23 protein-coding genes are annotated in these 21,806 nt (G+C 54.0%); 14 read left to right on the top strand and 9 right to left on the bottom strand.

Features of this window, described 5'->3' with window-relative positions; genetic code table 11:
• Nucleotides 1-23 precede the first annotated feature (23 nt).
• Genes NST23_RS26665 through NST23_RS26645 form a run of 5 tightly spaced genes read left to right on the top strand, consistent with a single transcriptional unit; the run spans nucleotide 24 to nucleotide 3,928 of the window.
• The gene (locus tag NST23_RS26665) at nucleotides 24-629 is read left to right on the top strand and encodes a QueT transporter family protein (protein ID WP_122962525.1); all 606 of its coding nucleotides are present in this window, start codon (nucleotides 24-26) and stop codon (nucleotides 627-629) included.
• Nucleotides 626-1,468: an energy-coupling factor ABC transporter ATP-binding protein gene (locus tag NST23_RS26660; protein ID WP_122962526.1), complete on the top strand. Its 843-nt coding sequence runs from the start codon at nucleotides 626-628 to the stop codon at nucleotides 1,466-1,468. Before NST23_RS26665 ends, NST23_RS26660 begins: the two co-directional genes overlap by 4 nt.
• Entirely contained in the window at nucleotides 1,465-2,286 is an 822-nt protein-coding gene (locus tag NST23_RS26655; RefSeq protein ID WP_122962527.1) for an energy-coupling factor ABC transporter ATP-binding protein, read from the top strand. The genes NST23_RS26660 and NST23_RS26655 overlap by 4 nt, the downstream gene beginning before the upstream one ends.
• On the top strand, nucleotides 2,277-3,071 hold the full coding sequence (locus NST23_RS26650; RefSeq protein WP_233454058.1) for an energy-coupling factor transporter transmembrane component T: 795 nt from the start codon (nucleotides 2,277-2,279) through the stop codon (nucleotides 3,069-3,071). The genes NST23_RS26655 and NST23_RS26650 overlap by 10 nt, the downstream gene beginning before the upstream one ends.
• A 14-nt stretch (nucleotides 3,072-3,085) precedes the next feature.
• Nucleotides 3,086-3,928, top strand: coding sequence for an alpha/beta fold hydrolase (locus NST23_RS26645; RefSeq protein ID WP_122962528.1), 843 nt, complete (start codon nucleotides 3,086-3,088; stop codon nucleotides 3,926-3,928).
• 44 nt (nucleotides 3,929-3,972) lie between these two features.
• On the opposite strand, the gene NST23_RS26640 is transcribed toward NST23_RS26645, so the two are convergent.
• The gene (locus tag NST23_RS26640; protein ID WP_173596335.1) at nucleotides 3,973-4,668 is read right to left on the bottom strand and encodes a hypothetical protein; all 696 of its coding nucleotides are present in this window, start codon (nucleotides 4,666-4,668) and stop codon (nucleotides 3,973-3,975) included.
• A gap of 161 nt (nucleotides 4,669-4,829) precedes the next feature.
• Here NST23_RS26640 and NST23_RS26635 point away from each other — a divergent pair, with 161 nt between their 5' ends.
• The 4 genes from NST23_RS26635 to NST23_RS26620 all read left to right on the top strand — a co-directional run bounded on the left by NST23_RS26635 (nucleotide 4,830) and on the right by NST23_RS26620 (nucleotide 10,232).
• A complete protein-coding gene (locus tag NST23_RS26635; protein ID WP_122962530.1) occupies nucleotides 4,830-5,573 on the top strand; it encodes a gluconate 2-dehydrogenase subunit 3 family protein in 744 nt (247 codons plus the stop codon).
• Nucleotides 5,574-5,590: 17 nt separating this feature from the next.
• Nucleotides 5,591-7,309, top strand: coding sequence for a GMC family oxidoreductase (locus NST23_RS26630; protein WP_122962531.1), 1,719 nt, complete (start codon nucleotides 5,591-5,593; stop codon nucleotides 7,307-7,309).
• A 229-nt stretch (nucleotides 7,310-7,538) separates the two neighbouring features.
• A complete protein-coding gene (locus tag NST23_RS26625; RefSeq protein WP_242773803.1) occupies nucleotides 7,539-8,750 on the top strand; it encodes a trans-sulfuration enzyme family protein in 1,212 nt (403 codons plus the stop codon).
• A 27-nt stretch (nucleotides 8,751-8,777) separates the two neighbouring features.
• Nucleotides 8,778-10,232, top strand: a complete 1,455-nt coding sequence (locus tag NST23_RS26620) for a sigma-54 interaction domain-containing protein (protein WP_122962533.1) — start codon at nucleotides 8,778-8,780, stop codon at nucleotides 10,230-10,232.
• Between the two features lie 61 nt (nucleotides 10,233-10,293).
• Here NST23_RS26620 and NST23_RS26615 read toward each other — a convergent pair whose 3' ends face one another.
• Nucleotides 10,294-10,623 carry an antibiotic biosynthesis monooxygenase family protein gene (locus NST23_RS26615; protein ID WP_173599056.1) on the bottom strand — a complete coding sequence of 110 codons (330 nt, stop codon included), beginning with the start codon at nucleotides 10,621-10,623 and terminating at the stop codon, nucleotides 10,294-10,296.
• Between the two features lie 163 nt (nucleotides 10,624-10,786).
• Nucleotides 10,787-11,302, bottom strand: a complete 516-nt coding sequence (locus NST23_RS26610) for a stalk domain-containing protein (RefSeq protein WP_340964966.1) — start codon at nucleotides 11,300-11,302, stop codon at nucleotides 10,787-10,789.
• A gap of 227 nt (nucleotides 11,303-11,529) precedes the next feature.
• Between NST23_RS26610 and NST23_RS26605 the strand changes: the two genes are divergently transcribed.
• Complete coding sequence (locus NST23_RS26605) at nucleotides 11,530-12,219, top strand: uracil-DNA glycosylase (protein WP_122962536.1); 690 nt, start codon at nucleotides 11,530-11,532, stop codon at nucleotides 12,217-12,219.
• A 61-nt stretch (nucleotides 12,220-12,280) separates the two neighbouring features.
• Here the strand turns inward: NST23_RS26605 and NST23_RS26600 are convergent, their stop codons facing one another.
• On the bottom strand, nucleotides 12,281-12,922 hold the full coding sequence (locus tag NST23_RS26600) for a thiamine diphosphokinase (protein WP_173599055.1): 642 nt from the start codon (nucleotides 12,920-12,922) through the stop codon (nucleotides 12,281-12,283).
• A gap of 18 nt (nucleotides 12,923-12,940) precedes the next feature.
• Entirely contained in the window at nucleotides 12,941-13,384 is a 444-nt protein-coding gene (locus NST23_RS26595) for a 2Fe-2S iron-sulfur cluster-binding protein (protein WP_173599054.1), read from the bottom strand.
• A gap of 149 nt (nucleotides 13,385-13,533) precedes the next feature.
• Here NST23_RS26595 and NST23_RS26590 point away from each other — a divergent pair, with 149 nt between their 5' ends.
• A complete protein-coding gene (locus NST23_RS26590) occupies nucleotides 13,534-14,433 on the top strand; it encodes a GNAT family N-acetyltransferase (RefSeq protein ID WP_274874492.1) in 900 nt (299 codons plus the stop codon).
• Between the two features lie 33 nt (nucleotides 14,434-14,466).
• Here NST23_RS26590 and NST23_RS26585 read toward each other — a convergent pair whose 3' ends face one another.
• Nucleotides 14,467-15,276 carry an Fpg/Nei family DNA glycosylase gene (locus NST23_RS26585; protein ID WP_217022097.1) on the bottom strand — a complete coding sequence of 270 codons (810 nt, stop codon included), beginning with the start codon at nucleotides 15,274-15,276 and terminating at the stop codon, nucleotides 14,467-14,469.
• A gap of 198 nt (nucleotides 15,277-15,474) precedes the next feature.
• Between NST23_RS26585 and NST23_RS26580 the strand changes: the two genes are divergently transcribed.
• Nucleotides 15,475-16,632: a THUMP domain-containing class I SAM-dependent RNA methyltransferase gene (locus NST23_RS26580; protein ID WP_122962541.1), complete on the top strand. Its 1,158-nt coding sequence runs from the start codon at nucleotides 15,475-15,477 to the stop codon at nucleotides 16,630-16,632.
• A 46-nt stretch (nucleotides 16,633-16,678) separates the two neighbouring features.
• The gene (locus tag NST23_RS26575; protein WP_340964963.1) at nucleotides 16,679-17,563 is read left to right on the top strand and encodes an S-layer homology domain-containing protein; all 885 of its coding nucleotides are present in this window, start codon (nucleotides 16,679-16,681) and stop codon (nucleotides 17,561-17,563) included.
• 13 nt (nucleotides 17,564-17,576) lie between these two features.
• Here the strand turns inward: NST23_RS26575 and NST23_RS26570 are convergent, their stop codons facing one another.
• Nucleotides 17,577-17,864: a hypothetical protein gene (locus NST23_RS26570; protein ID WP_340964960.1), complete on the bottom strand. Its 288-nt coding sequence runs from the start codon at nucleotides 17,862-17,864 to the stop codon at nucleotides 17,577-17,579.
• Nucleotides 17,865-17,907: 43 nt separating this feature from the next.
• On the opposite strand from NST23_RS26570, the gene NST23_RS26565 reads away from it, so the two are divergent.
• Nucleotides 17,908-19,380, top strand: coding sequence for a DUF4855 domain-containing protein (locus NST23_RS26565; protein WP_340964957.1), 1,473 nt, complete (start codon nucleotides 17,908-17,910; stop codon nucleotides 19,378-19,380).
• A gap of 72 nt (nucleotides 19,381-19,452) precedes the next feature.
• Here NST23_RS26565 and NST23_RS26560 read toward each other — a convergent pair whose 3' ends face one another.
• Together NST23_RS26560 and NST23_RS26555 are read right to left on the bottom strand one after the other, a co-directional pair.
• Entirely contained in the window at nucleotides 19,453-20,103 is a 651-nt protein-coding gene (locus NST23_RS26560) for a hypothetical protein (protein ID WP_340964955.1), read from the bottom strand.
• A gap of 66 nt (nucleotides 20,104-20,169) precedes the next feature.
• Entirely contained in the window at nucleotides 20,170-21,408 is a 1,239-nt protein-coding gene (locus NST23_RS26555; protein ID WP_122962544.1) for an MDR family MFS transporter, read from the bottom strand.
• Nucleotides 21,409-21,806: the final 398 nt, after the last annotated feature.

Here is a 21,806-nt window from a genome sequence, read left to right as displayed (position 1 = left end):
TGACATAAAGGAGGTACACTTTGATGCAGACTTCATTGTTTCGCCGCCAATGGACGACAGTCGATTACGTGCTGATTGTCGTTACAGCGGCATTATATGCAGTTGCCATTATCATGCTGGCTAATATCAAGCTCATTCCTTCCGTACCGATTCGTCCGGCGAATGCCTTGCAGCCTGTTTTCGGCATGCTGTTCGGCTTGCCAGGTTGCATTGGCCTTGCTTTTGGCAATATGGTCAGCGACCTGTTGACCGGAGGAGCACCGCCACATGCGGTTGCGGTCGGGTTTTTCTCCAACTTTTTGGGAGGTTTCATCGGCTTTCTCACGGTGAGTCACCCGGCGCTGAAAACCAAACGCAGCTTCCTGCAATATTTTGTGTTCGTCGTTCTGATCAGCTCTGCTGTCGTGGCGTGCGCGATTTTGGTCAATGTGGCGCTCGGTCTGACGCCGATGGCGATTGCCTCTCTGTTTATTCCTACTGTGTTTTTGAACCAGGCGATCTCGACGGCGATTCTCGGCCCGATCCTGTTGAAGCTGCTGTACCCGTTTGTGAAGCGCTCCGGTCTGTATCGCGGACGACCGTTGCAGGAATACAGCTATCTCGGGCCTGAAAGCAGGATCGCCCAGTGATTCAGGAACCGCTGTTGCAACTGCAAGAGGTACATTGGCACTACGAAGATTCTCCGACCCCGGCGCTTACGGATGTGAGTCTTTGCTTGTATCCGGGCGAAGTAGTCGGGGTGGTTGGCCCGGCGGCAGCGGGAAAGACGACGCTTTTGCTGGCGCTTGCGGGGTTGATCCCGGCCAATTACGCAGGCCAGTTTGCGGGAAAACGCCAGGCGCAAGGGCAGCAGGGCGTTGTCTTCCAAGACCCGGAGACACAGTTTATCGGGCTGACGATCGAAGAAGAGCTTGCGTTTTCGCTGGAAAATGTCGGGTGCTCCGATGAGCAAATCGAGCAAAGAATCACAGAAGTGCTGCAACTGGTCGGCCTTCCCGGGTTTGCCGATCGCTCTCCTTTTGAATTGTCAGGGGGAGAAAAGCAACGTGTAGCAATCGCGTCTGCCCTGACGAATGGCCCGCAAGCATTGCTTCTGGACGAACCGACATCCGAGCTTGATCCATTGGGAGCGCGAGAAGTATTCGCGCTCTTGCAACGGTTGAAGCAGGAAAGTCAGATGACCATCGTCGTATCTTCTCATGCGACAGAGGAGCTGGCCGCTTTTTGCGACCGTCTGGTGCTGCTGGCAAAAGGGCAGATTGTGCTCAACTTGCCTGTAAGAGACTTTTTTGCCCAGACAGATGTGCTCGATCAGCACGGCATTTTTGTCCCTGATGTCATCCGCCTCTACCAGCTGCTCTGCCGCGAAGGCGTGCTTGCCGAAACGGCAGGCCCGTTGCCGCTTACGGTTGAGGAATTGGCTGCGCGATACAGAGAGGCACAGCTTGTTCGGGAGGGAAGCGTGTGAGCAGCGTAATTGAACTGGACGATGTCTGGTACGGATACGACCGGGAAAAGCCGGTATTGAACGGAGTATCCTTGCAGATACGGCAAGGAGAGTTCGTCGCGGTCATCGGGGGAAACGGCTCGGGAAAAACTACGCTCGCCAAGCATTGCAACGGTTTGTACAAACCGAGCAAAGGCAGCGTAAAAGTGAACGGCTGCGACACGAAAACGATGTCGACCGCCGAACTGGCCCGCACGGTAGCCTATTGCTATCAAAACCCTGACCATCAAATTTTCCACTCTACGATAGCGGCAGAGGTGTCTTTTGGCCCGAAAAATATGGGCTGGCCTGCGGAAAAGATCGAGCAAGCGGTGAACGAGGCGCTTGAAGCCGTCGGATTAGGCGGAATGGGCGAGGCAGAGCCTTACTTTTCCAGCAAAGGCACGCGGCAAAAGATTGCCGTTGCTTCGATTTTGGCGATGAAGCCCCAGGTCATCGTGCTGGACGAGCCTACTACGGGACTCGATTATCGGGGGATGCTGGAAATGATGGAGCTTGTCCGCCGCTTGCATGCAGCTGGTCACACGATCATCGTCATTACACACGACATGCGGTTGGTGGCGGAATACGCCGAGCGTGTGCTGGTCATGCATCGGGGAAGTCTGGTGTGTGACGGCGATCCGCAAAGCGTGTTTGCTGCGCCTGACATTTTGGCATCCGCGCAGGTGGAGGCACCCGCTGTTTATCGGTTTGGCGAAGCGGCGGGGATGAAAGGGCCGCTTCCGCTCACTTTGCAACAAATGACTCAAAAAATCGCGGGAGGTGGGCAATGGCGATGAAGCATGCCCATCCGAGCTTCGTTTTGCTGATGTTTCTTCTGCTTGGCCTGCTGCCGTTTCTGTTTCAAGACCCGAGAGCGCTGGCTGTGGTCTGGCTGTGCAATCTGGTGCTGATCGCCAGGCTGGGGTGGAAACGTTCGATGGTCAAAGCGTACGCGCTGGTGGGCGGAGTGGGCGCGGTTTTCGCGGCGATTACATGGCTGCCGTTCACGAACGTAGGCGTAGCGTACTGGAGCGGCAGCGTTCCATTGATCAATTACCCGCTGCAAGTAACCGATATCGGCGTGCTCTGGGCGTTGGGAATGGGGCTGCGCCTGGCGAATGTGGCGCTTTTGTCGATGTACTATTTGCTCTCCACTTCGCCGAGAGAGATTGCGATGGGCCTGCGCGGGCTTGGCGTCCCGTTTTCCGTCAGTTACTTGCTGTCGCTTATTTTCCGCTTTATTCCGCTGGTGAAAAATGATCTGGCGACGATCCGCGAAGCACAGATGGTGCGAGGGATGTCGACGGTGGAAGGCAATGCTTTTGAGCGCATCAAAAAATACGGGTTTTTGCTAGTTCCGCTCATTTTCAGTTCGCTGAAGCGCGTGCAGCTGATCGCCAATGCGCTCGATGCCAAAGGCTTTCAGATCAGGAACAGCCAGCATCGGTTTTACCGCAGCAAGCGCTGGAAAAAGGCGGAGGTCGTCATGCTGTTGGCAGGTGTCTGTGCGGTTGCCTCGCTGTTTTACATCGCCCGGGTGCATCCCGAGCATATTGGCGTCCTCATTCCGGGACGAATTTGACAGGGGAGGAAGCCATGAAAGTTGAGCAGGTCAAACATGTAGAGGTCGAAGCCGGGCGACTAGAGTACAGTGTGTCAGGCCATGCAGATGCTCCGGCGCTTTTGCTGCTGCATGCGATTCGCAATACGCGGCACCTGTTTGCTTCGCTGTTACCCGAGCTAGCAAAGCATTACCGGGTGGTGGCGGTCGATTTGCGCGGTCATGGCAACTCTACGGATCGCGGCCCGTTTGCTTTTGAGCGGATCGTCGATGACTTGGCCTGTCTGCTGGAGCAGGAAGGGCTGAGCCAAGTGGCGATTGTGGCGGCTTCGTTTTCGGCCGTGCCTGCGCAAATGCTTGCCGTCCGCGAACCGCAGCGGATTGCCTCGCTGGTGTTGCTTGATGGCGGTTACTACTCCCTGGGAGCGATGCCGGGCTTTGAGCATGATCCTACGGTCGAGCGCTTGTCATCAACCCGGTTTCAAACGGTAGAGGAAGCGGAAAGGCAATTTGCCAAAAGGTATGGCGGAAGGAAGCTTCCGGCAGGCTGGATGAGCACAGAGCTTGTGCGCAAGGAGGACGGCGGCTTTGGCTACCGTTTGCCGCGGGAGGCGTTTGACGGCTACTTTCATCAGTACGCGACATATGATCTGGATGAGCTGTGTCGGCAGCTGACGTGTCCGGTGCTGTTGCTTCTGGCAGATGAAAATCACTTGCCGGATGAAGCGCAGCGGTCTTTCTTCCGAGAAGCGGTCGCCAAATACCGGAGCGCTGTGCCGCAAGCGCAGGTGAGGACGATCGCCAATTCCTTGCATTTGTTGATGGTGACGCATCCGGATGAAACCGTGAATGAAATCAACCTGTTTTTGCATCGCTAAAAGGGACAAGCATCTGCTTGCCCCTTTTCTTTTTGTACTTTTGTCTATCGTTTTGCCTCGCGGAACAGCTTGTCCAGCTCGTCCGCCATTTTGTTGTCCCCTTTTTTGTCCCGCAAATGCTTTTTGACTTTTTCCAATGCGTCTATGCCTTTTTTCGAGCTGACTGTCCAGACTTGCGCGTCTGTTCCATACGAACGTTCTACTACGGTGCGCGCCTGGGCAAACAAGGCAGAGCGATCGCTGGTGCCAAGCACGCCTGTCGTGTTGTTTCTTGCCTGCTGTCCAGCCAGCCCGCTCGGCGTGTCGTTTCCTCGGCTGCTGCTGCCCGTATAGCTGCCGAGCAAGTGGGCTTGCATCGGGTCGATGGAGTTGATGGAGGCTTGGTTGGCAGTGGTTGGGGCGAGGAAAACCCAATCGCCGACGATTAGCGCTTGTACACCGTGGACGCCTGCCGCGCCGAGTTGCGCCTCCAGCTTGGTCGAAGGGCCGCCGCTGTGCAGATGCGAGCTTCCGATCGAACTGTACAGACCGTGGCCCATGCCGCTAAATGTCGTGCCATGAGAGTTGGTTGTCAGCTTTTTGTCCCGGTCTACGCTGGGAATGACCGTCTCGCCCATTCCAGCAGGGTGTACAGTTTGGGTTCTGGCTGGCTCTTGCGGGGCGGCCTGGTTGTTACAGGCGGTGAGCAGCAGGGCAATGCCTACTCCGGCTCTGCCTGCCCATGTTCCAAAGCGCTTCATCAGTATCCCTCCAAATTATGCTTGCTGTATTGGTAACCATATCCTTTGAATGTGTTTTGGAAATTATGTGTGGTGCATGCTGGGAAAATTTCCGCGAAATGCGTTTAGCCTGTCGCGAAAATGCGCAAACCATGGGATAGAGACAACTGGAGGTGGTAGATTTGGCAGAATCCAACAACAAACATGAGCAGCCAGTGTCACGGAGACATTTTCTGAAAAACACAGGGCTTGTGCTCGGTGGTCTGGTCGTGGGCGGAGTGGCAGGCAGTCTGCTACGCAAGCCGGAAGCACCGCCACAACCGGGAGCGACACCGGCTCCTGCTGCCGATTACAATCAGGCGTTGATGTATTTCAGCCCGGAACAGTTCAAGGTGGTGGATGCCGCCTGTGAGCGGATTTTCCCGGAAGACGAGCTTGGACCGGGCGCAAAGGCGCTTGGTGCAGCCTACTTCATCGATCACCAGCTTGCGGGCGATTGGGGCTTCAACTCTCGTGAGTACATGCAAGGTCCGTTTTATTCGGGAGAGGTGACCCAAGGCTACCAGGGAAGGTTGAAGCGGCGGGAGATTTTCGACATCGGCATTCAGGAGCTGAACAACTACAGCCAAGCTGCGCATGGCAAGCGCTTTTACGAGATTACGGCTGAGCAGCAGGATGCCGTGTTGAAGGCTTTTGAAAAGGACGATGTCAAACTGACGACGATTTCGGCCAGCGCCTTCTTCAAAATGCTGCGAGCCAGCACCATCGAAGGAATTTACTCAGACCCGCTGTACGGCGGCAATAAAAATATGGATGGCTGGCGATTGAAAAATTACCCAGGCAATCAAATGGCCTACACACAAATCATCGAACAAGACAAATTCGTGAAGATGGAGCCGCTCAGCTTGCGGGATCATCAACACTGACAGACGGGGTGAAGCATATGGCCAGAAAACTGCCCAAAGTGGATGTGGTAATCGTCGGTGTGGGCTGGGGCGGGGGCGTGATCGCTTCGGAGCTGACGAGGCAAGGGCTGACGGTCGTCGGACTGGAGCGCGGCAAAGAGCGGAAAACAGAAGACTATTTCATGGTGCACGATGAACTGCGCTACGCGCTTCGCTATGAAATGATGCAGGATTTGTCCAAGGAAACGATCACCTTCCGCAGCAATCCGAACGTGCGGGCGCTGCCGATGCGCTCATACGGTTCTTTTTTGCTGGGAACAGGGCTTGGCGGCTCGGGCGTTCACTGGAATGGCCACACGTTCCGGTTTTTGCCGTATGATTTCGAGATTCACAGCAAGACAGTCGAGCGCTACGGGCAAAAGAAAATTCCCGAGGGCATGACGATTCAGGATTGGGGAATCACTTACGACCAGCTGGAGCCTTACTTTGACAAGTTCGAGCGGATGGCGGGCATATCGGGTTCGGAAAATCCGCTTGGCGGCAAACGTTCCCAGCCTTATCCGACGCCGCCGATGAAAAGCACGCCCAGCATGAAGATGTTCGAGGAAGCGGCGAAAAAGCTGAACTTGCATCCTTATCCGCTCCCATCTGCGAATTTGTCGGAGGCGTACACGAATCCGGACGGAATTTCCCGGGCTGCCTGTCAATATTGCGGCTACTGCGAGCGTTTTGGGTGTGAGTACGGGGCAAAAGCAGACCCGGTTGTCACGGTTATCCCTGTGGCGAAGAAGACAGGGAAGTTCGAAATCCGCACCCATTCCCACGTGCGCCGCATTTTACATACGGGCAACAAAGCTACAGGTGTGCTGTACACGGACGTGACAACCGGAGAAGAAATTGAACAGCCTGCTGACATCGTCGTGTTGACGAGCTACGTGTTCAACAATTCGCGCTTGCTGCTGATGTCCAAGCTGGGGCGACCGTACGATCCGACTACGGGCAAAGGCGTGATTGGAAAAAACTACTGCTACCAGGTTATGAAAGGCGGAGCCACGGGCTTTTTCGAAGAAAAGGAGTTCAACAATTACGCTGGTGCCGGCTCGCTCGGCATGGTGCTCGATGACTACAACGGCGACAACTTTGACCACTCCAGCCTGAATTTCATTCATGGCGCCAACATCAGCGTCTCCCAGTACGGGCAACGTCCGATCGCCAACAATACGGTTCCGGAAGGTACGCCAAGCTGGGGCAAGGAATTTAAGGCAGCCTCGCTCAAATACGCCAACCGCACGATCAATGTCGGGGCGCAAGGGGCCTCCATGCCGTTCCGTTACCATTTTCTCGATCTCGATCCGACGTACAAAGACGCGTTCGGAGATCCGCTGATCCGCATTACGTTCGACTTCGAGGAGCAGGACAGGCAGTTGGCTGCCTTTTTGTCCGACAAATGCGGGGACATTCTCAAGGAAATGGGCGCCAACAAAATCGAGGTGCGCGGCAAGCTTGGCCCTTACGACATTACCCCGTACCAATCCACGCATAATACAGGCGGAGTGATCATGGGGGCATCGCCGGAAACTTCGGCGGTCAACAACTACTTGCAAATGTGGGACGCGGAAAATGTGTTTGTCGTCGGCGCATCGTCTTTTGCTCACAACAGCGGCTACAATCCGACGGGCACGATGGGGGCGCTGTCGTACCGGGCGGCCGAGGGCATTTTGAAGTATCGGCAGAGCGGTGGCGGCATGCTGGTGTAGCTGTATTTTGTTACGATTGCAAAATGGATTTAGCGAATTTGCGAAAAGCCGTCGGTTTATATGACGGCTTTTTTTCGTATAGAAGCAAAACCTTTTCGCGAAAATGAGAAAATGCGTGAGCCGTAAAAGCGAGAATATCGCGGTTTCATGCGGTTTTTTCGTTGGCACGCTCCTTGCTATTACGATTTGCCAGTGATGAGCGAGAGGATCGCCAAAAGGAGAGACAATGATGAAAACGAACAACTGGAAGCTGGACACTGCTATTATTCATACGGCTCAAGAGCCTTGCCCGAAAACGGGGGCGGTCACGGCAGCTGTCGTGCCTGCGGTCGCATATGCGTTTCCCGATGCGGATTCCGCTGCTGCCTGCGTGGCCGGGGAGCGGGGCGGAACGTATTACGGCAGGTACGGCAATCCGACGATCGAGACGTTGGAGCAAAAAATTGCAGCGTTGGAAAACGGGGAGGCCGCTTTGGGCGTATCCAGCGGAATGGCAGCGATCTCCGGGGCGCTGCTTGCCTTTTTGCAGCAAGGCGACCATGTGGTGTGTACGCGGGATGTATACGGAGGCAGCTACAAGTTTCTTACTACAATGGCGCCGCGTTACGGCATTGCGACCGATTTCGTCGATTGTACCGATTTGCAGGCAGTGGAGCGGGCTTTCCGGGCCAACACCCGCGTGCTGTACATTGAGACGCCTTCCAACCCGTGCCTGACAGTCCTCGATATCGCGGCATTGTCCCGTTTGGCGCACGCACGAGGCATCGTCGTGATTGTCGACAATACGTTCATGACGCCTTATCTCCAGCGGCCGTTGGAGCTGGGAGCCGATGTGGTTGTCCATAGCGCGACCAAATATTTGAACGGGCATGGGGACGTTATCGCCGGATTTATTGTCGCGAACAAAGAGCAAATACAGTTCATGCGCAAAAACATCATGGGCGATCTGGGGCAAAACTTGAACGCATGGGACGCCTTCCTGATTTTGCGCGGATTGAAGACGTTGGGCCTGCGCGTCCGCCAACATTGTCAAAATGCGCAAGCTGTAGCGGAATACTTGGAAAAGCACCCGGCGATCGCGCACGTCTACTACCCTGGACTGGAATCCCATCCGCAGCATGAGCTGGCGAAGCGGCAAATGGCGGGGATGGGCGGAATTGTTTCCTTCGAGGTCAAGGGAGGGTATGACGCCGCCAAATCTTTCATTAACGCGCTGCGTCTCGCTATGATATCGTTTAGCTTAGGAGACCCGGAAACACTCGTGCAGCATCCCGCGTCGATGACTCATGCTTCCATTCCGGTGGAGGATCGTCTGAAGTTCAACATTACAGACGGTTTGATTCGCCTTTCAACCGGGCTGGAGGATGCGACGGACATCATTGCTGATCTGGAGCAGGCGCTACGCTGCGTCCCTGTGGCGGAGGCTGCTGCGAGAGGGTAAGGAACGTGACAGGCAGGAGGATCGACCATGACCGAATTTTCCCGGATAGAGAAATTCATTCAATCATACGCAGACAATATTTCCAAGGTGCTGGGGCTGGATGTCACCATTCTGGATGAACAAGGGATTCGGGTGAGCGGCACAGGCTACTATTCGGATTTGATCGGGCTGCCTGCGCCGGAAGGATCGTTTTTCCGGATGATTTTGCAGACTGGACAGCCAGGCATGATTTTTGACATGAAAAAGAACGACTCCCAGTGCATGAACTGCAAATTTTTGCAGCAATGCAGGGAGCTTGCAACAATCGGCTTCCCGGTACACAAGCGGGAAAAGACGGTCGGGGTCATCGGCATCATCGGCTTTTCGCCTGAGCAAAAGGAAAAGATGCTGCACCACTCGGAAAAGTGGATGCCGTTTTTGCAGCACACGAGTTCGCTGATCGAACACAAGCTGCTGGAACTGGATGCCGAACGGGAAAAAGGCTGCAACATCCAGGAGGAAATGCCGCAGGCAGTCGTCAAGCCTGTGTACTTCGCCCAACTGATCGGGGCAGATACAGGCTTGCGGGACGTGATCGCCAAGGCGAAGAAGGTGGCGGGCAGCATCTCTACTGTTTTGTTGCGCGGAGAGAGCGGTACGGGCAAAGAATTGCTGGCAAAAGCGATTCACAGCGAGGGGCCGCGCAGCAGACAGCCGTTCGTCGCAATCAATTGCGCGGCGATTCCCGAAACGCTGCTGGAGAGCGAGCTGTTCGGCTATGAGGGCGGAGCGTTTACAGGCTCTCGCCGCGAAGGAAAGCCGGGAAAATTCGAGCTGGCGCACAAAGGCACGATCTTCCTCGACGAGGTCGGGGATATCCCGCTGTCTTTGCAGCCCAAGCTTTTGCGTGTTCTCCAGGAAAAAACGGTAGAGCGAGTCGGAGGCGTGAAGACGCTGGAGATCGACGTCAGGGTCATCGCGGCGACTCACAAAGATTTGGAGAGCATGGTCAAGGAAGGGACGTTCCGCGAAGATTTATACTATCGGCTGAATGTCATCCCGCTTCGCCTGAAGCCGTTGCGCGAGCGCCGGGAAGATATCCCGCTGTACTTGCAGCATTTTTTGCATCGGTACGGGACACTTTTGCAAAAGGGCAGGCTGGAGCTTGACGCTTCGCTCGTTCACAGGCTTGCCGCATACGATTGGCCGGGAAACATCCGGCAATTGGAAAACGCCGTGGAATATATGGTCAACATGGCGGATGGATCGCTGATTGACCATGAGAGTTTGCCGGAATATTTGCTTGCGGAGGAAGCGACGGGGCGAGCAGATGAGGCGGGGGCGGGGCTGGAACAGCTTTTGGCTGATTATGAGCGCTCTGTTCTGAAAAAATATTTGGCGAGCAGCGCGTACCGTCAGGACAAAGCGGCGATTGCCAGCGAGCTGCAAATCAGTCTTTCTACCTTGTACCGGAAGATGGAAAAGTACAACCTTGATATATAAAACAAGCCTCTGTTTCGAGATGTTTTCTGCGAAACGAGGCTTGTTTATGTCGGGCAGGCAGTTAGACTTGCTGCTGCTCCGGGTGTTTGATCGCTTTCAGTTCGTAATGGCCGCTTTTGGAGCTGATGATGAACTCGGGACGCTTTTGCTCGCGCGCTTTGCGGTGTCCTTCGAGATGCGGCTCGCTCAATTCCCACTGTTTCCAAGCTTCTTTCGACTCCCAGCGAATCATGACCACGACTTCTTCTTCGTCTTTGCGCGGCTTTTGCACGAAAATGCTCAAGTCCACAAAGCCCGGAGCTTTTTCTACCACGCCTGGTTCGCTGAAGCTTTTGACGATTTCATCGGAGAAGCCTTCCTGTACCACGTATGTTTTGATTTCGACCATCATGAGCCAAACACCCTTCCACTGATTGATTGCTGTCTTTACTCATCGTATGGAGAGTGATTTTCAAAGTCAATCGAAAGTTGTCCAGTTACTGGAAAGCAAAAAGACAGCGGCTCCCCTACAGGCCGCTGTCCTTCGTTGTTTATATAAAAGAATAAGTGCATGCTTACAGCAACGATTTCACTTCTCCGGTATTCGGGTTCACGACGAACCATCCGTACGTGCTGGTGTAGCTGTCTCCGGACTGGAAATTGTTTACTACAGTTTGGTACACTTGAATGACATAGTGCCCTTTTTCGTCATCGTGGTCATATTCGACTACGTGTGTAGGTGTAAGGCTGCCTGCATATTTCTTTTTGACCAGTTCAACCGCTTCCATTTTCGAGTACATTTTGGCAACTGGCAGTTTACCGATAAAAATCGATTTCGTTTTGGCATCGTAAATGACTGGCTTGTTCAAGTTTTCTGCCACGAAACGAATCGGTACGTACACAGAGTTTTTGTACATGATACCTTGGACGTCGCTGTTCGGAGACTTTGGCACGCCTTCGAAGTAGTAAGTAAAAGGCGTATTTGTGCCTTCAGCCACATCCGGATAAGCTGGAGCCGCGATTGCGATTCCGGAAAAGAGTGCCGAGCCGACGATAATTCCCCCAAAAAATGATTTCAAGTCCCATTTCATGTCGAAAAACCTCTCCCTTTGTCTAAATCTTCCCAGAAAACATTATGTCAAAGATCATGGGAGAAAAGCTATCAAACGAGGGTAATAGGAAACATAGACTACGAATGGGAGAAAAGGTAGGACTAGCCGCGCCTGGTCCCAGACGGACAAACAGGTTGAAACGATGATTCAGTGAAAGGTCACTTTGTGGTAAGGTAATAGAAAGATTAGCGGATAAGGTGAGGAAAATGGCTATTTTGCAAAATGACTGGGCTCCCGTATTGGCTGGGGAGTTCGAGAAACCGTATTACTTGAAGCTCCGTCAGACTTTGAAGGAAGAATATCAGACACAGACCATTTACCCGGATATGTATCACATTTTTACAGCGCTTCATCTGACCAGCTACGAACAGGCAAAAGTAGTAATTTTGGGACAAGACCCTTATCACGGGCCGGGACAAGCCCATGGCTTGAGCTTCTCGGTCAAGCCGGGAATCAAACCGCCGCCATCTCTCGTGAATATTTACAAAGAGTTGCAAAGCGATTTGAATTGCGCCATTCCTGAGCATGGCTACTTGAGCCATTGGGCCAAGCAGGGAGTCATGATGTTGAACACGGTGCTGACGGTGCGGGCGAGCAATCCAAATTCGCACAAAGGCATCGGCTGGGAGACGTTTACCGATCAAATCATTCATTTGCTGAATGAGCGCGAAAAGCCGCTTGTGTTCATCCTGTGGGGAAAACACGCGCAAGAGAAGGCGGCCTTCATCGACAAAAAGAAACATTGCATCATCGCTTCGCCGCATCCAAGTCCGTTTTCGGCCAATCGCGGATTTTTCGGAAGCCGACCGTTTTCCCGGGCCAATGCGTTTCTGCGTTCGCAGGGAATGGAAGAGATCGATTGGCAATTGCCGATGCATGTAGAGGAAGAAGAATAAATGGGAAAAGGATCTGTGCCGCTCGCTTGCAACGAACGGCGCAGATCCTTTTTGCTATGGCTCAGTCTTTGCTTTTGATCACGAGCAGTTGGCCTGTGCGTACATCAATCGTCCCGGTTTGTTCTACCAGTATGTTGCTGATGCCGAGCGTGTCGCCGATTCGCAGCGTGGCGTCTTCCAGCGGGTACATGAATCCGCGCAGCGTAATTCCGGTGACTTCCATCGTCAAAGGCAGCAGGGAAACGTGGGTAAATTGGTCCTGCGAAAGCTGGCAGTGGCTGTTGATCAGGCGGATTTCATTGCGTTCATCGACAATGCGGCAGGAAACTCCTGCCTGTAAGCTTTTGCCAAGCAGATGGACATTGGCGAGAGTGTGGTCGAAGCGGGAGCCGAGCACTCCGAGCAAGACAATTTCCCGGGGCTTTTGCCCGATGGCCCAGGTCAGCGCCATTTCGGTGTCCGTCAAATCTTTCATGACGGGATCGCAAGCGGAGACATCCAGACTGTGGCGTTCGATTTCCGCCATCTCTTCCGCGGTGACCGAATCGAAGTCGCCGATTGACAAGCGTGGCGACAGGCCGTTGCGAACGAGAAACAGCGCGCCGCGATCCACGCCTACGAGCCAGTCGCCTTCGCGTATGTAACGGATGGCCCAGTCACCCAGATTTCCGCCTGCGAAAAGTAGGATGCGTGTAGTGTTCATGCAGTCAGTGGCCACCTTTTAATCTGAAATAGTAGAGTGAAATGCACTTTGACAAGCGAGCCGATAGCCTGCCGCGAGCTTTTTGTCCAGCTTCTCGTGTTCCTGCCGGGTCGGAGCGGTGAGCAAGTCGTTGCCTGATACGACCAGGACGCTGCATTTTCCGCAATACCCTTGCTGGCATTTGTAAGAGAGCGATTGTCCCTGCGTCTGTGCGGCTTGTAGCAGCGTCTGACAGGGAGCTTGCCCGATTGTGAATGTTCGAGAGTTTTGCTTGATCTGCACCTGCTTGTGTCGTGCTTTTGCCGTCGGGATTGGTCTGTTTTGCTTGTTTGGCTTGGCAAAAACCCGGCTGTCTGCTTGTTTGCCCAACTCAGGCAAGTTGGTGTGAACAGGAGTGTAGACAGGTTGCTGTACGGGAGAGCGTCCGGCGATCAAAGAACCGACAGTAAGCTGTTTGCGCATAGGAACCTCCCCGGTAAGTGATTTTTTCCATCTTACCATGTGCGAAGCGGGAGTGACAAAAAGAGATGTTGTGTTGTGTGTAAAAGATTGAATTTTTAGGCATTTTCGATTAAAATAATTTTATCGAAAAAATCATGGAAGGTGATGGCATGATTACCATCAAGCGAATGAGCGACTGTACGTTTGCCGAGGTGACAAAAGCTTGGAACAGAGGTTTTGAAGGTTATTTCGTTTCGATTGTGATGACGGAAGAGATGCTGGTGCAGCGATTGGGGAACGAAGGGTATGTCATGGGCTTGTCTGTCGTCGCGTTTGATGGAGAAGAGCCGATTGGCCTGGTGGCAAGCGGACTGAGAACGATCGGTGGGAAAAAAGTCGCCTGGAACGGCGGGACGGGTGTCGCTACCGAATATCGCCGTCAAGGAGTGGGGCGGCAGTTGATTGATGCGACGCTTGAGCTGTACAAGGAAGCTGGCGTGCAGGTGGCTACCTTGGAGGCGATGAGCCAAAACAGCAAGGCGATAGCCCTGTATGAGCAAAAAGGGTACGAGGTGGTTGACCGCCTCTTGTTCTGGCAACGAATCGGCCCGCTGCCCGAGCATGCATTCGGTGCGTCGACCAAGCCAGAGTATCGGATCAGGCCGATTGTCACTCAGGAAGTGACTGCGCTGCCGTTCTACGACGGAGATGTCGCCTGGCAAAATCAATGGCAAAGCTTGCGGGACGCACAGGCAGTAATGGTCGAAGACGGAGCGGGGCAGGCGGTCGGGTACGCCTTGTACAAAAGCATGGTAAATGAAGCGGGACAAGTGAGCAACATCGTTTTGCGCCAATGTGTGGCTCAGCCAGGCCACAGCGATGCCCGCAACATTTTGAGCGCCGCTCTCGCCCGCGTGTACGCGCCATACGCATCGGACTGCAAGCGGTCGACCTTCAACTTGCGCGCCTCTGAAGGCTTGCTGCTGGAAATTTTGGAGTCGGCAGGCTTCGGGCCATCGGAAACCGAGCAGGTGTACATGGTCATGCAGATGGAGACGGCGCAAGAATAACAGCTTGATCGGATTCCGCAATCGCTGATTGGCTTATTGCTGGCAATGAGTGCAGAAAAAAACTTTTCGCGAGGATAGCTCGTCTTTTACGATAGGCCGTCCGCAACGCAGGCATGGCTCTCCGCCGCGATCGTACACTTGGCAACGCTCGTCGAACCCGCCTGTCAACTCGTCGGTGCGATACAACGGCTGTTCCATGTAACCGCCAAAACGAATCGCTTCTGCAAGCACTTCCTGCATGGAATGATAGAGAGTGGCTCGCTCTGGCGCAGTCAGTTCGGGGATGCGGCGCGTAGGCAGTATGCGCGCGTGAAAGCAAATTTCGTCGGAATAGCAGTTGCCGATGCCTGCGATCCAGTGTTGGTCGACCATGGCTGTTTTTAAAACTCCGCGCTTTTCTTCCAGCAGCTTTTCAAAGTGGGTCAGCGTGAACTCCGGGTTGAGCGGTTCTGGGCCGAGCGGGGCCAGCTTTTCGTCGATCTGATCGGGAGTGAGCAGGTGCAAGTAACCGAGCCGCAATCCGTGAAAATACAGCACTCGTTCTCCCAAAAAGACAGTTACCTGGGCAGTCCGAGCGAGCTTGTCCTCGGCTGTACCCAAGTAGAGAAAACCGCCCAGCATCAGGTGAAGCAGCAGGACGTGGCCGCTTTGCAAGTGAAACAAGAGGTGCTTGCCGCGCCGCTCGATAAGCGTCAGGCGATTGTTTTGCAAAAGCTGTCCGAACTGTGCCGGGGGCAGATTGATGGTTTTTTCCCGCTGGACGGCTGTTGAGGTGATGACCGCACCGCAGATTTGCTCATGGAGCAGCCTGCGGTACGTTTCCATTTCAGGCAATTCCGGCATGACGATTTCTCCTTTCTCTATAAAGCTGCATTCTATTATGATTTCCAGATCGGATAGCCGGCATGCCCAGCCCGTTGTTTTTATGGCGACGGGTCTTTTCGTATTGTTTTTGCACAAGATTACCAACGATATTGCCAAATCGGGTAATATAGTATAAGGGTAAGCCCCAAAGCAATATGGACGGACAGGAGATTACATATGCAAAAAGTAGAATTGATCGCTACGGCGACTTTTGGATTGGAATCGGTAGTAGCAGAGGAAGTAAAAGCGCTCGGCTATGGCCCGGTTCAGGTAGAAAACGGGAAGGTGACGTTTTCCGCAGACATTTCTGCGATTCCCCGCACAAATTTGTGGTTACGAACTGCCGACCGGGTGCGTCTAAAAATCGGGGAGTTCAAGGCGACTACATTTGACGAGCTGTTTGAACAAACAAAAGCTTTGCCATGGGCGGATTGGATCACGGAGGATGCAACGTTTCCCGTAGAAGGAAAGTCAGTCAAATCGACTTTGTTCAGTGTTCCCGACTGCCAGGCCATCGTGAAAAAAGCGGTCGTGGAAAGTCTGAAAAAGACGTACAAGTGCGAGTGGTTTGAGGAAAAAGGGCCGCTGTACAAAATCGAAGTGGCTCTGCTCAAAGACGTGGCGACGCTGACTATCGACACATCAGGCCCGGGTTTGCACAAGCGTGGCTATCGCGAATTGATCGGTACAGCCCCGTTGAAGGAAACGATGGCGGCAGCGATGATCATGCTGTCTCGCTGGAAGCCGGATCGCGTCTTCATGGACCCGTTTTGCGGCTCAGGGACGATTCCGATCGAAGCAGCGCTCATCGGACAAAACATCGCGCCGGGAATGAACCGGGAATTTGTCTCGGAAGCGTGGCCGATCATTCCGAAAACAGCCTGGAGAGAGGCGCGGGCTGAGACGCATGACTTGGCCAGATACGATCAGAAGCTGGAGATTATCGGCACCGACATGGACGATGAGATCCTGAAGGTGGCACGCCGCAATGCAGCAGAGGCGGGCGTGGATGAATCGATCCATTTTCAGCGCATGGATGTTCGCGATGTACGGACGAAGCGGAAATACGGCTATCTGATTTGCAATCCGCCGTACGGGGAGCGCTTGGGAGAGTGGAAACAGGTCAGCAAGATGTACGGGGAAATGGGGAAAACTTTTGCCGCCATGGATACATGGTCTTTTTACGTCATCACTTCCGATGAGCTGTTTGAGGAGCACTTCGGGCGCAAGGCGAGCAAAAAGCGCAAGCTCTACAACGGAAACATCAAGGTGGACTACTATCAGTTCTTTGGCCCCAAGCCGCCGCGCCAGCCGATGATTTCCCCGACAGAGTAGACAGAGCAAGCCGTGTAAAAGGGGCATATTGGAGGAGAACGTTGTAATGAGAAAGAGAAAATTCGGGAGCAAAGTGCTCTCCGCCTGTTTGTTGCTGTCGACCTTGCTCGTGCAGGCTGTTCCGCCGCTGTATGCGAAAAGCGAGCCGGAGCAGGCGGCACAGCCTGGGAAAACAGCGCAAGAAACTGTGGAATTTACCGATTTGGGCAACAGCTATGCGAAAAAAGCCGTCACGCGACTGGCAGGGCTACAGCTGATCAACGGGCAGGGAGACGGGCGCTTTTATCCGCAAAATACGATGTCGCGCCAAGATATCGCCGTATTGCTGACAAAAGTGGTGGGCCTTCAGCCAGCGGAGATGGAGCAGGCTGTTTTTGCCGACGTGCCAAAAGAAAGTCCGTATGCCTCATTTGTTTACGGGCTCGCTGACCTCGGCGTGATCAACGGCAGAAGCGATCAGACGCTTGGCGGAGCTGACCCGTTGACCCGGCAAGACCTGGCCGTAATTTTGGCGAGACTGATGAAGGTCAGCGGTCTCCCCAAAGCCGCGTCGCAAAATATCGTGTACAGCGACGCCGCCCAGATCGCCGACTACGCCAAGGCGGCAGTCGAGGAAGTAAGCAATCAACGCTGGATGCAAGGGGCACAAGGCAAGTTCAATCCTGCTGGCACTGTTACGCGTGCGGAGGCGGCAGTCATTGCGGAGCGCGTGCTCGATGCGCGCTATCAGCAGGCTGAGCAGGTTGATTTCACGCTGGGCAAGAGCCAACTGAGCTTGCTGGCGGGGACGAGCGAGCAGTTGGAGGTCAAGCAGGCAAAAGGAGACAAGCTGCCTTTTACTCCGATCTTTGCTTTTGACCGCCCTGAGCTGGGCACGGTACTGGCAGATGAACATTCGTTGCCGGGCCGACTCCCGGAAAAGGGAATCTGACGGTAACAGTCGGCTATAAGACCGTAACCGTTCCGATAGAGATCAAGGACGCAGGCAAGCCGCCTGTCACAACAGAAGAGCAGCCAAAAGGAACGGAGCCTGCGACTTCTGCGGCAGACAGCAACAGCGCGAAAACAGAAGAGGGCAAGGATGCAACAACCGATCCGAAAACATCTGCATCTACAGAGACGACTTCGCCAGCGACTGGTGCCGATGCAGCACAGTCAACGGGAGAAGAGGAGGCAGCCGACAAGCCGGCTGAGCAGGACGACCTCGTCAATGTCGCTCCGGGCAGCTTCACATCTGTAGCTACTTTCGGAACGCCAGACTCGTATTTTCAGCAGGTGGAAAAGCAATATCCGGGGCCTGTAGGCGGATTGGTCGCCCCTTCCGAAGAGTGGACAGGGTACAATCGCCAGTTCGGCCGCAAGGTGACGGTCGCGCTTCAGGAAGCAAAGCCGTTGGAACGCGTATCTTTGACATTCAAACAGCAAAAAACATCTGGCATCTTGATGCCGGAATACATGGAAGTAGAAGTATCCCGTGACGGCAAAGCGTGGTCGTACGCCGGAAGGGCTGTCCACGACGTGCCTGCTGCGGAAACTCAGCTTGTCTTGCGCACGCTGTCCGTGAGCTTGCCTGATGTGAACGCGCGTTATGTCCGGGTATCGTTCCCGGTATCCGTGTTCGTTTTTGCCCGCCAACTGGAAGTATGGGCGAGTGGCGCAAGCGATTGGCAAGGGGGAGCGGTCCTGTTGCCACCGCCAAGCCCGGCAAAAGGAACAGGCGAACAAAACACAAGACGCCGTGTAGAAAACATGCTGCTCGCTTATTCCGGGGGATACGGAGAGCTTGGAACGTGGACGAAGGAAGATTTTCTGCCAATGGTAGGTTATCGTACGGCTGACGGCTACATGCGTGACCAGATGTTCGACACGATCCTTTTCCTGCCGTATCAGGACATGCCTGTCACGAAAGACGGATGGCGCAGCTATATGAACGACCTGTTCGGCACAGGCAAGCAGCTCGACGCACTGAACCAGGCGATGCGGGAGTACAATCGCCTGCGCGGCACGCTGTACACGACGCCGACCCAGGAAAACGTCGTGCTCGCCCTGCCGTATCCGAACGCGAATCAAAAGGACTTTGGCAAAATCGCCGACAACAAGCCGTCGCTTTCGTTCAATCCTGCGGGCATCGGGGAAGAACAGGCGTATTTGAACCGCAAAGCGGCGTTGGAGTGGTACTTCCAGGAGCTGCAAAAGCGCTGGAATAAGGAAGGCTACGCTTACTTGAAGCTGGAGGGCATCTACTGGTTCCACGAATTGATCGAGGATAGTGCTCCAAAAGAGCGCGCGCTTATTCGCGACATGGCGAGCATGGTTCACAACGAAGCTCTGCGCTTCTACTGGATTCCTTACTTCGGGGCGCCAGGCGTGGCAGAGTGGAAGTCGCTGGCTTTCGACTACGCATTTTTGCAGCCGAATTTCTACAGTGACAAACCAGTGCCGCTCGACCGGATCGAAAGCGTGCTGGATGTGGTCAACAAGTATGGCATGGGCGTAGAGATCGAAGGGGATCGGAAAATGTACAACGATCCGAAATTTTATCAGACCTACTACAACCAGCTCGTAGCTGCCCACAAGCTGGGGATGGACAAAAACAACATCCACGCCTATTACTACGGCTCCAAAACATTGCTTGATTCCGTAAAAAGCACAGACCCAGTCAAGCGCGCCATCTATGATGACACGTACAAGTGGATGCGCGGACGTTTTGACCGGGAAGAGTATTTTGAAGCCAACGAGTTGCCATAGCCGTCCAGAAAAAAAGAGTCTGTTTCCCTGCGAGAACGGGAGACAGACTCTTTTTCCATAAGGCAAAGCTTGCTACACGAAAGAGGAAGGCAAAGCGTGTACATTTTGCTGGTAGAGCGCAACCAGGTCGCGCAATAACGGCTCTTTCATGGCATGCAGCCTCGGACACGGATGATAGTAGTCCTGGCCGTTGGAACAGCGTTTCCCAAAAGCAGGCAAGCTGGCCGAAGCGATTTGCTTTTGCCACATGGCTTTTAGTGCGGAAAAATGAGGCCGCGATTTTCTTTGCAAGCAACCCCATCCGAGCATGATCCACGGCTGCTTTCGCAGTTCTTCTCTGGAAGCGAGCTGTGCTTCCAATGTAGTTTCGCCATTCTCCACGAGCTGCTCGAAGCAGGCGATAGCGTCAGAAGCGGACGGGTTTTGCAAGGAAAACAAGTTGAATATATAAAATCTCCCTTCCAGCGGGCGGTTCTGGTAAATCGCTTCCGTAAAGCGAACCAACTGCTGCATGGTTGGGTCGAGAGTGACCTGACCCATGATGCTTCGGCCAGCGGCGGGCCTTGCCTGGAAAAGAGCCGCCGACCCCGGATTGAGCAACAGAGCACTGCCCAGCGAGCGGGTGACGGAGGCAGGCCCCCATTGAATATAAGTCGAAGTGCGGTAGTTTCGGTCGCGCTCTTCCCGGAAAGTGGCGAATGCCTTAGGCTTAGGCTGATTCATGCTTGCTCCCTCCTCGCAAAGCGTTTCTACTAATCACTATATGCGAGAGAGGGGCTTCTATTACGGCTAGTTCGTCTCTTTGGACGGGATCATGCGGAACAGGACGACGTACAAGTAGGCACTGACCAACGTAAACGCCAAGATCACGCTGAACACGCTGAGTGGCGAGAGCCATTGTGACAGTCCGATTGTAATCGGGGCAATAAAGCGCCCGATCGAAAATTGGAGCGAAGAAGCGCCCATGTACTGTCCGCGCGCGTCCTCCGGCGAATATTTGCTGATGAAGCTTTGTGCCACCGGGGTGCGGATCAGCTCTCCCAAGGTGAGCACGCCCATACAGACGAACAAGAGCCAAATGTTTGTTGTAAACGCCATGAAAAACATGCCGAAGCCGTACAGGATCGAGGAGACAACGAGACTGTTGCGGTCGCTCCAGTGTGCGAACCAGCGTGTGACTGGCAGTGTGAACAGGACGACGAGCAGACCGTTTAACCCCATCAGCCAGCCAAAAGCGCTCGTGCCGCCGACAGTCAGCTTCCAGTCTTTCCAGGCAAACAGCGTTTGGTCAAAGACGTGTTCTTTGATGTACAGCGCCATGTACATGTCGAGCTGCATAAAGGAGATGGCGACCAAAATCCCGGCACCGATGTACAGGGCAAAGACTTTATCCCGGAAAATGACCGCGTAGCTTTTGAATTGCTGGGCCAGCGAGAAGCGTTCCTTGGCTTTTTCCTGGCGAATGTGATCAGGCAGCGTCTCTTTGATCAGGAAAAAGATCGCGAGCCCGAACAGCAGCTCGATGACCGTACAGGCGAGCAGCAGCTCATGACGGTAATGCACGAAAAAGAAGGAGCCGAGGACAGGGCCGGCTACTACCCCGATGTTCATGGCTGTGTAGAAGGTGGCGAAGACAATTCGCCTGTTTTCTTCTGTCGTCAGGTCGGCAACCATGGCAGAGCTGGCGGGCCAGTAAAGCGCGCCTGCAATCCCGATGCCGATAAAAGCGATGTAGTCCACCCAAGGCGAAGGCGAGAAGGCAAACAGGGCAAACATCGACGTCGAGGCAAAGATGGAGAGCAGCATGGTAAATCGCCGCCCGACGCGGTCAGCCAAATAGCCGCCGAACAGATTGGACAGCATCCCGAGCAGCGGGGGCACCATCAACAGCAGCCCGGCTACGTCTTTGCCGAATGTGTCACTGAAGTACAAAGCCATAAACGGAAAGTACATCCAGAAAAAAGTATGAGTGATCAGTTCGCCAAACAGGCGGACTTTCAAGTTCAAATCCCACGCACGCCATTGCATGACACAAATTCCTCCATTCATTGTTCCGTTCAAATTGCAGGCAGGTGCCGTGACCGCGCTTTTTTTCCGAAAAAGAAAAGCGGCTGCTCTTTTTGGCTAAACCTCCCGATGCACGGCTTTTTCACGACTTGGCACACACGTACGAACAGCGAGGGATAGGATGTTTTCCACAACAAAAAGCGCAAACGGAGCCAGAGCCAGTGCTCTTTTCCGCTTGCGCTTGATCGAACGATACAAGGGTGGTAGGTAAGCCGAAAAACCGGGGAACCAAATAGGCTTTGCACCTGTAAAGAAGGGTACAAAAAACCAAAGGCTCGCACCATATATCGGCACCCGCCAATCTGATCGGGAAAAAGACGGAAGCGGTTCAGGCATCCTGCAGTTTCTAACGATAGGTA

The sequence above is a fragment of the Brevibacillus sp. FSL K6-0770 genome (assembly GCF_038000275.1).
In the GTDB taxonomy this organism is placed as follows: Bacteria; Bacillota; Bacilli; order Brevibacillales; family Brevibacillaceae; genus Brevibacillus; species Brevibacillus parabrevis.
This window is presented reverse-complemented; position numbering and strand designations above follow the sequence as displayed.

What these genes read in the sequence shown, in the direction of transcription:
- NST23_RS26585 (WP_217022097.1), bottom strand. Translation starts at nt 15,276, where the DNA reads ATGCCGGAATTGCCTGAAATGGAAACGTACCGCAGGCTGCTCCATGAG.
- NST23_RS26590 (WP_274874492.1), top strand. Translation starts at nt 13,534, where the DNA reads ATGATTACCATCAAGCGAATGAGCGACTGTACGTTTGCCGAGGTGACA.
- NST23_RS26640 (WP_173596335.1), bottom strand. Translation starts at nt 4,668, where the DNA reads ATGAAGCGCTTTGGAACATGGGCAGGCAGAGCCGGAGTAGGCATTGCC.
- NST23_RS26665 (WP_122962525.1), top strand. Translation starts at nt 24, where the DNA reads ATGCAGACTTCATTGTTTCGCCGCCAATGGACGACAGTCGATTACGTG.
- NST23_RS26650 (WP_233454058.1), top strand. Translation starts at nt 2,277, where the DNA reads ATGGCGATGAAGCATGCCCATCCGAGCTTCGTTTTGCTGATGTTTCTT.
- NST23_RS26580 (WP_122962541.1), top strand. Translation starts at nt 15,475, where the DNA reads ATGCAAAAAGTAGAATTGATCGCTACGGCGACTTTTGGATTGGAATCG.
- NST23_RS26625 (WP_242773803.1), top strand. Translation starts at nt 7,539, where the DNA reads ATGAAAACGAACAACTGGAAGCTGGACACTGCTATTATTCATACGGCT.
- NST23_RS26600 (WP_173599055.1), bottom strand. Translation starts at nt 12,922, where the DNA reads ATGAACACTACACGCATCCTACTTTTCGCAGGCGGAAATCTGGGTGAC.
- NST23_RS26555 (WP_122962544.1), bottom strand. Translation starts at nt 21,408, where the DNA reads ATGCAATGGCGTGCGTGGGATTTGAACTTGAAAGTCCGCCTGTTTGGC.
- NST23_RS26610 (WP_340964966.1), bottom strand. Translation starts at nt 11,302, where the DNA reads ATGAAATGGGACTTGAAATCATTTTTTGGGGGAATTATCGTCGGCTCG.
- NST23_RS26615 (WP_173599056.1), bottom strand. Translation starts at nt 10,623, where the DNA reads ATGATGGTCGAAATCAAAACATACGTGGTACAGGAAGGCTTCTCCGAT.
- NST23_RS26595 (WP_173599054.1), bottom strand. Translation starts at nt 13,384, where the DNA reads ATGCGCAAACAGCTTACTGTCGGTTCTTTGATCGCCGGACGCTCTCCC.
- NST23_RS26575 (WP_340964963.1), top strand. Translation starts at nt 16,679, where the DNA reads ATGAGAAAGAGAAAATTCGGGAGCAAAGTGCTCTCCGCCTGTTTGTTG.
- NST23_RS26630 (WP_122962531.1), top strand. Translation starts at nt 5,591, where the DNA reads ATGGCCAGAAAACTGCCCAAAGTGGATGTGGTAATCGTCGGTGTGGGC.
- NST23_RS26560 (WP_340964955.1), bottom strand. Translation starts at nt 20,103, where the DNA reads ATGAATCAGCCTAAGCCTAAGGCATTCGCCACTTTCCGGGAAGAGCGC.
- NST23_RS26620 (WP_122962533.1), top strand. Translation starts at nt 8,778, where the DNA reads ATGACCGAATTTTCCCGGATAGAGAAATTCATTCAATCATACGCAGAC.
- NST23_RS26645 (WP_122962528.1), top strand. Translation starts at nt 3,086, where the DNA reads ATGAAAGTTGAGCAGGTCAAACATGTAGAGGTCGAAGCCGGGCGACTA.
- NST23_RS26605 (WP_122962536.1), top strand. Translation starts at nt 11,530, where the DNA reads ATGGCTATTTTGCAAAATGACTGGGCTCCCGTATTGGCTGGGGAGTTC.